Source organism: Paenibacillus sp. YN15, assembly GCF_003285005.1.
Lineage (GTDB): Bacteria > Bacillota > Bacilli > Paenibacillales > NBRC-103111 > Paenibacillus_AR.
Genome location: NZ_QMFA01000080.1, coordinates 1 through 5,670, shown reverse-complemented (window position 1 = coordinate 5,670; position 5,670 = coordinate 1). Strand labels below are relative to the sequence as shown.

The 5,670-nt window shown below is 52.5% G+C and carries 5 protein-coding genes and 5 tRNA genes; 1 reads left to right on the top strand and 9 read right to left on the bottom strand.

The features are described from left to right. Window positions 1-115: 115 nt before the first annotated feature. The 3 genes from DQG13_RS30125 to DQG13_RS30115 form a co-directional block, all read right to left on the bottom strand. Entirely contained in the window at window positions 116-1,237 is a 1,122-nt protein-coding gene (locus DQG13_RS30125) for an ABC transporter ATP-binding protein (protein WP_113023893.1), read from the bottom strand. A gap of 96 nt (window positions 1,238-1,333) precedes the next feature. Then, entirely contained in the window at window positions 1,334-2,461 is a 1,128-nt protein-coding gene (locus tag DQG13_RS30120) for a PucR family transcriptional regulator (RefSeq protein WP_113023892.1), read from the bottom strand. A gap of 156 nt (window positions 2,462-2,617) precedes the next feature. Then, a complete protein-coding gene (locus tag DQG13_RS30115) occupies window positions 2,618-3,469 on the bottom strand; it encodes a C40 family peptidase (protein ID WP_181593103.1) in 852 nt (283 codons plus the stop codon). A 323-nt stretch (window positions 3,470-3,792) separates the two neighbouring features. On the opposite strand from DQG13_RS30115, the gene DQG13_RS30110 reads away from it, so the two are divergent. Next, entirely contained in the window at window positions 3,793-4,098 is a 306-nt protein-coding gene (locus DQG13_RS30110; RefSeq protein ID WP_113023890.1) for an MTH1187 family thiamine-binding protein, read from the top strand. A gap of 25 nt (window positions 4,099-4,123) precedes the next feature. Here the strand turns inward: DQG13_RS30110 and DQG13_RS30105 are convergent, their stop codons facing one another. The 6 genes from DQG13_RS30105 to DQG13_RS30080 all read right to left on the bottom strand — a co-directional run bounded on the left by DQG13_RS30105 (window position 4,124) and on the right by DQG13_RS30080 (window position 5,504). Then, window positions 4,124-4,945: an HAD family hydrolase gene (locus DQG13_RS30105; RefSeq protein ID WP_113023889.1), complete on the bottom strand. Its 822-nt coding sequence runs from the start codon at window positions 4,943-4,945 to the stop codon at window positions 4,124-4,126. A gap of 80 nt (window positions 4,946-5,025) precedes the next feature. Then, window positions 5,026-5,111 (bottom strand) — tRNA-Tyr (locus DQG13_RS30100). 29 nt (window positions 5,112-5,140) lie between these two features. Continuing rightward, a tRNA-Phe gene (locus tag DQG13_RS30095) sits at window positions 5,141-5,216 on the bottom strand. Between the two features lie 27 nt (window positions 5,217-5,243). Further along, a tRNA-Val gene (locus DQG13_RS30090) sits at window positions 5,244-5,319 on the bottom strand. A gap of 9 nt (window positions 5,320-5,328) precedes the next feature. Beyond that, window positions 5,329-5,405: transfer RNA gene (locus DQG13_RS30085), tRNA-Met, on the bottom strand. Window positions 5,406-5,418: 13 nt separating this feature from the next. After that, a tRNA-Ser gene (locus tag DQG13_RS30080) sits at window positions 5,419-5,504 on the bottom strand. Window positions 5,505-5,670: the final 166 nt, after the last annotated feature.

Genomic DNA, 5,670 nt, shown 5'->3' with positions numbered 1-5,670 from the left:
ATTTTATACTTTCTGATATGGTTAGAAAGGGCTTCTACACCTCAAGATTTTATACTTTCTGATATGGAAATAAAAGCCGGCTGCATTAGCCGGCTTTATCTCTATGTGGAAAAACTTATTTAATCAGGATGGACTCAGTGCTTTCCTTGTCGAAGAAGTGAACCTTGTTCATGTCGAATGCCAGCTTCACAGCAGTGCCGTCCTTGATGGCGGAACGTCCGTCAACACGGGCAATTACAGTGCTTGCACCCAAACCGGTCAAGTGAAGGAACATTTCGTGACCGAGGTTCTCGGTTACTTCCACGTTTGCATTCACGATGGTGTTCGGGGAGCCTTCCAGGAAGATCGGCTCGTCATGGATGTCCTCGGAACGGATACCCATTACCACTTCCTTGCCGATGTAACCCTTGTCGCGGAGGGACTTGGCTTTGCCGCCCGGAACTTCTACGCGGATGCCGTTGGTCTTGAAGTATACAGCGCCGCCTTCGTCAGCCAGCGTACCGTTGATGAAGTTCATGGAAGGAGTTCCAATGAAACCGGCAACGAACATGTTAACCGGGAAGTTATACATTTCATCCGGAGTAGCGGCTTGTTGGATAACGCCTTGCTCCATAACTACGATCCGATCGCCCATGGTCAAGGCTTCGGTTTGGTCATGCGTTACGTAGATGAAGGTGGTTTCCAGACGTTTGTGCAGCTTCAGGATTTCAGTACGCATCGCAACCCGCAGCTTGGCGTCCAAGTTGGAGAGCGGTTCGTCCATCAGGAACACTTGCGGCTCACGCACAATTGCGCGGCCCAGAGCAACACGCTGACGTTGACCACCGGACAGAGCCTTCGGCTTGCGGTCCAGCAGGTGCTCGATATCGAGGATCTTGGCAGCTTGACGAACGCGGGCGTCAATGTCGGCTTTCTTGAACTTACGCAGCTTCAGGCCGAATGCCATGTTTTGATATACGTTCATGTGCGGGTACAGGGCGTAGGATTGGAACACCATTGCGATGTCGCGGTCCTTAGGGGCTACGTCATTCACCAGACGGTCACCGATGTACAGCTCGCCGGAAGTGATTTCTTCCAGACCGGCAATCATACGAAGGGTGGTGGACTTACCGCAGCCGGAGCCGCCAACCAGTACAACGAATTCTTTATCTTTAATATCCAGATGGAAGTCTTTAACGGTCGGTTCGGTGTTTCCCGGATAAGTTTTTACGATATGGTGTAAGCGCACGCCTGCCATATTTAATTCCTCCCACATATCATTTCTTGTCGTTCTTGATAGTCTTATCTTACCCTATTCTAGGTCTTGTGACTATGCACAAACCTTACAAAAAAACTACTTCCTTTTCGTAACTTTGTACAATAAGAGCGCTGTCTTTACCAACACGGCGTCATTGAAGGTCCTTACATCCTTGCCGGTCTCCTGCTTGAACTTGTCCAGCCTGTACAGGAGGGTATTGCGGTGAATGTACAGCTTCTTGGCCGTTTCGCTGACATTGCAGTCCAGAGCGAAGAAATTCTCCAGAGTGGACAGCATCTCCTGATCCAGCACATGGTCAATGCCGCGGAGAATATGATCGACGAACTGCATCCGGTCCTGGTCGGGAACAGCGTACAGCAGCCTCTCCATATGCATGGTCCAGGGCAAATGCAGGTTGCTCCCCACATGATACTTTTTACCCAGCCGGATGGCTTCACGCATCTCCTGGACGGATGACAGCAGCGACGCGGCCGGGGTCTTCGGGTAGTTGGTGGTCACGTGGCACTCGCCTACCCACTCATTGGACAGCATTTCATACAAGCCGCTGCACAGGGAAAACAGCGCCTCCTCCTGGGTTTCCTCCTCGCCGCCCTCGCGGTCCTCCTCCTGGCTGGCAGTCAGCAGCCCTTCCGAGCCAAGAATCAGCCATTCTTTTTCCATTAAGGGAATCAGCAGAATCTCCTCATCAAAAAAAGACTCCAAAAGCCGCTTCAGCTCCACATAGGACACCTTGCGCATGCCGGTATAATCCCCGTTCACCAAAAAGGGGATGCGCGGCGTGTAAAGGGACAGCTGCGTGGCCAGCGGTTCCGGCATATCGGCGCGAAAGTCGCCGGATTCCAGACGGTCCAAAAGCCACTCGCGTACCAGCAAAGCCTTGCGTTCATCCTCATTGACGAGCTGCACGGGCTCCTCGCTCCTGAGATGCGCTTTTCCGGCCCAAGCCTCCAGCAGCATCTCCACCAGCCTCAGCTCGGAGGGAGTCACCAGCGCCTCCTCCAGCTCCAGCACCTCCACCAGATCCGGTTTGGGAGTGCCCAGAGCAATATACACTCTTCCGTTTTTCCCGCCCCTGCGCAAAATGTCTTCCTGCGTTTGCCGCCGGCTCGCCAACCGGTCCCAATCGTCTGCGGACATAACCTCCCTCTTCAAGGGGATTTGCAGAATTTCCTTCAGCTCTTCCACAATATGATCCCAGTCCATAACCACTGCTCCTATGCCGCCTATTCACGATTTGCGGGGTATCTCTTTCTATTGTAACATATGAGCCCGTCCTTCACAGCATGTCCAAAAACACCGCGGAAGCAGCAAAAGAAATCCCCCAAGAGCAAATCGCCCCGGGGGATGGTCAAGGAATGGTTATTTTACCAGCCGGCGGGCCGTTACATAATGGTCGTTCCACCAGCCTTTTTCAATAGTGGAGTATTTGACGCCGCCCTCGCCGTAGGTATGAATCATGTTGCCGTCGCCCACATAGATACCGACATGACCGATTTTTCCTTTGGAATCCTTGGTTGTGAAAAACACCAAATCCCCTACCTGCAGATTGGCCCGGCTGACATAGGTCCCCTCCAGCGCCTGGTTGCGTGATACCCGGGGAAGGGTGATGCCGTTTTGGGCAAACACGGTTTTGACGAAGGAGGAGCAATCAAAGGTGGCCGTCTGGCCGTATTTCGCGCCGAATACGTATGGGGTGCCCAGGTACTTTCTGGCGTCCAGGATCAGCTTCACTTTAAGCTGGTCTTCTTTGGACAGGACACGTCTGGCTCCAATGAATTGGTCCGCATATGCGCTCATCTTGCGGATCACCACTTCATCCTCCGACTTGGAGGACATGGCAAACTCGTTATTGCCCATATAAATGCCGTTGAAGGAAATATATCCGCCGCTGCCGAAGAAGACGATGTCTCCCGGCTCCACATTGCCGGATTCCTTCACAAAAGGCTTGTCCATCTTGTATTGGGCGTTCATGTAACGGGGAATATCATAATCAAGCGTCTGGTAAATGTAATAAACCAGGCCGGAAGCATCGAAGCCTGTGGCCGGAGTGGCCTGCCCTTTGGTAAAATCCCGTCCTGCCATCTCGCGGGCGATGGATACCGCATCCATGTCTGCCGCTGCTCCATGTGCGGTACCTGCCGCACCGCCGGCAAAAATTGCTGCTGCCGTCAACGTAACCGCCATTGCCTGCTTTACTTTACGAGTAAACAAGAATTGATCCCTCCAAGGCTGCATAAGATTGCGTGAATTGTGTAGAATCTCCCGATCTGGTAAAACCAAGATCAGCTATACTAAGGTTACCATGGAAAAGACGGCTTCTCCCATACTAAAATACTGGTGCCGATTCCAGCAAAAGTCCACCGCCGCCAAATGATGCCTGGACTGCCAGCGCTTTTGGGCGCACCAATCTTAAGGTTGGCACATCTGGCCCCATTCTATTTACATGCAAAAAAATTTTACGGTCCGGGGAAAATAGGACTACAATAATATGCAGAGCATTCGTATTTCTATATACACATGGAGGGTGAACAGGCATGGCTATTGTGGAAGTCACAATTGTACCGCTGGGCACGGGAAGTCCCAGTGTCAGCCATTATGTGGCGGAGGTTCATAAGGTGTTGGAGCAGGCGGAGGAGGCGGTCAAATTTCAATTGACGCCGATGAGCACTATTATTGAGGGGGAGCTGGACGAGCTGCTGACCGTTGTCCGGCGTATGCATGAGGTTCCGTTTATGAAGGGGGCGGCCCGGGTCAACACCACCATCCGGATCGACGACCGGAGGGATAAAGCCGCCACGATGGAATCCAAATTGAAATCTGTACGCGACAAGCTGGAGTAGATTGAGCGGTGCGGCGCCTGTCAGCTTAAGAGGTGGCGTATTGGCGGAGCCATAATGCGACGCCATCCTCGCTGTTGGCGCCGATGGTCCCGGTGGCCGCCGCTTTCAGAGCCTCAACAGCATTGGCCACGGCGTAGCATTCATCCGCAATGGCAAACATGGATAGATCATTCAAACCATCGCCAAAGCAAACCACCCGCGTACAACCCAATTCTTCCTTCAGTTTAAGGATGGCATTTGCTTTGGTGGCCGGTTTGGGCATAATTTCGCACCAATATTCGTCCCGGTAAAGCTCCTGTTGAAGAAGACACTGGCAATGGGGATGATCCCGGAGAGCTTCATATACGGGGAGCAGCTTCTCCCGCTCTCCAATGCACGTGAAGTAGAACACCTCTCCCGCATAAAGCCGCTCCGACGATGACAACGGCTGAAACCGCTTGTCCCCTTTCCGCTGGCTGATGTAATACCGCATCCCTTCATTTTCTTCCGCGGCAATCCAGGATACCTTTTCAGCCCCATCCTGATGGCTGTATACCAGGGGATATAACCTGTACCGGTCAAGGAGACCGGCCACTGCCATTTTCTCCTCCTCCTGAAAATAAGCCGAGAACATGGGGACGCCTGTTGCGGAGTCCACGATAAAGGCCCCATTGTTGACAATGACCGGGAGCCGGGGCGTAATTCCTGCAGCCACCCCACGCGCCGATGCAAAAGAACGGGCAGTCGCATATGTAAAAGGCAATCCTTTTTCTATTAAATTCTGTATCACCCCGGCGCTGAAGGCGCTGATCTCATGATTGCGGTTAAGCAAGGTTCCATCCAAATCGGATACATACAGAGTTGCCATGTTCCCTTCCCTCCAAATTCTTCTGATATACAAAAAAGCCGCTGCTTCCCAATAGAAGCTGCGGCTGGTTGTCGTAAGTATGGTGGAGGGCGATGGATTCGAACCACCGAACTCGTCAGAGAACAGATTTACAGTCTGCTGCGTTTGGCCACTTCGCTAGCCCTCCATGAACAAGAAAGCACCTAAAAATAAAAATGGTGGCTCGGGACGGAATCGAACCGCCGACACGAGGATTTTCAGTCCTCTGCTCTACCAACTGAGCTACCGAGCCACACTATATAAAAANCGTAAAGTGAAATGGTGGGCGCTGAGGGGATCGAACCCCCGACCCTCTGCTTGTAAGGCAGATGCTCTCCCGGCTGAGCTAAGCGCCCGAGAAAATATGGTAGCGGCGAAGGGAATCGAACCCCCGACCTTTCGGGTATGAACCGAACGCTCTAGCCAGCTGAGCTACACCGCCATATGTGGGAATACGGAGAGAGAGGGATTCGAACCCTCGCGGCTGTTACACCCTAACGCTTTAGCAAAGCGCCCCCTTCGGCCTCTTGGGTATCTCTCCATATTGGCCTATATCAGAGCTTGCGCCCTGAAAACCGGATGCGAAACGAGGTCACCGAAACCTCTTCTTGTCTTACGCCCTTTATGAAGCTTTCACCGATTTCCCGGGGTCCCCGCAAAGTACCTGAATACTCTACGAAGCGCTACTTCACTTTGTGGGGCATTTA

Bases quoted from the DNA above. Each gene is read 5' to 3' on its own strand.
- DQG13_RS30125 (WP_113023893.1), bottom strand. From the start codon at position 1,237: ATGGCAGGCGTGCGCTTACACCATATCGTAAAAACTTATCCGGGAAAC.
- DQG13_RS30120 (WP_113023892.1), bottom strand. From the start codon at position 2,461: ATGGACTGGGATCATATTGTGGAAGAGCTGAAGGAAATTCTGCAAATC.
- DQG13_RS30110 (WP_113023890.1), top strand. From the start codon at position 3,793: ATGGCTATTGTGGAAGTCACAATTGTACCGCTGGGCACGGGAAGTCCC.
- DQG13_RS30105 (WP_113023889.1), bottom strand. From the start codon at position 4,945: ATGGCAACTCTGTATGTATCCGATTTGGATGGAACCTTGCTTAACCGC.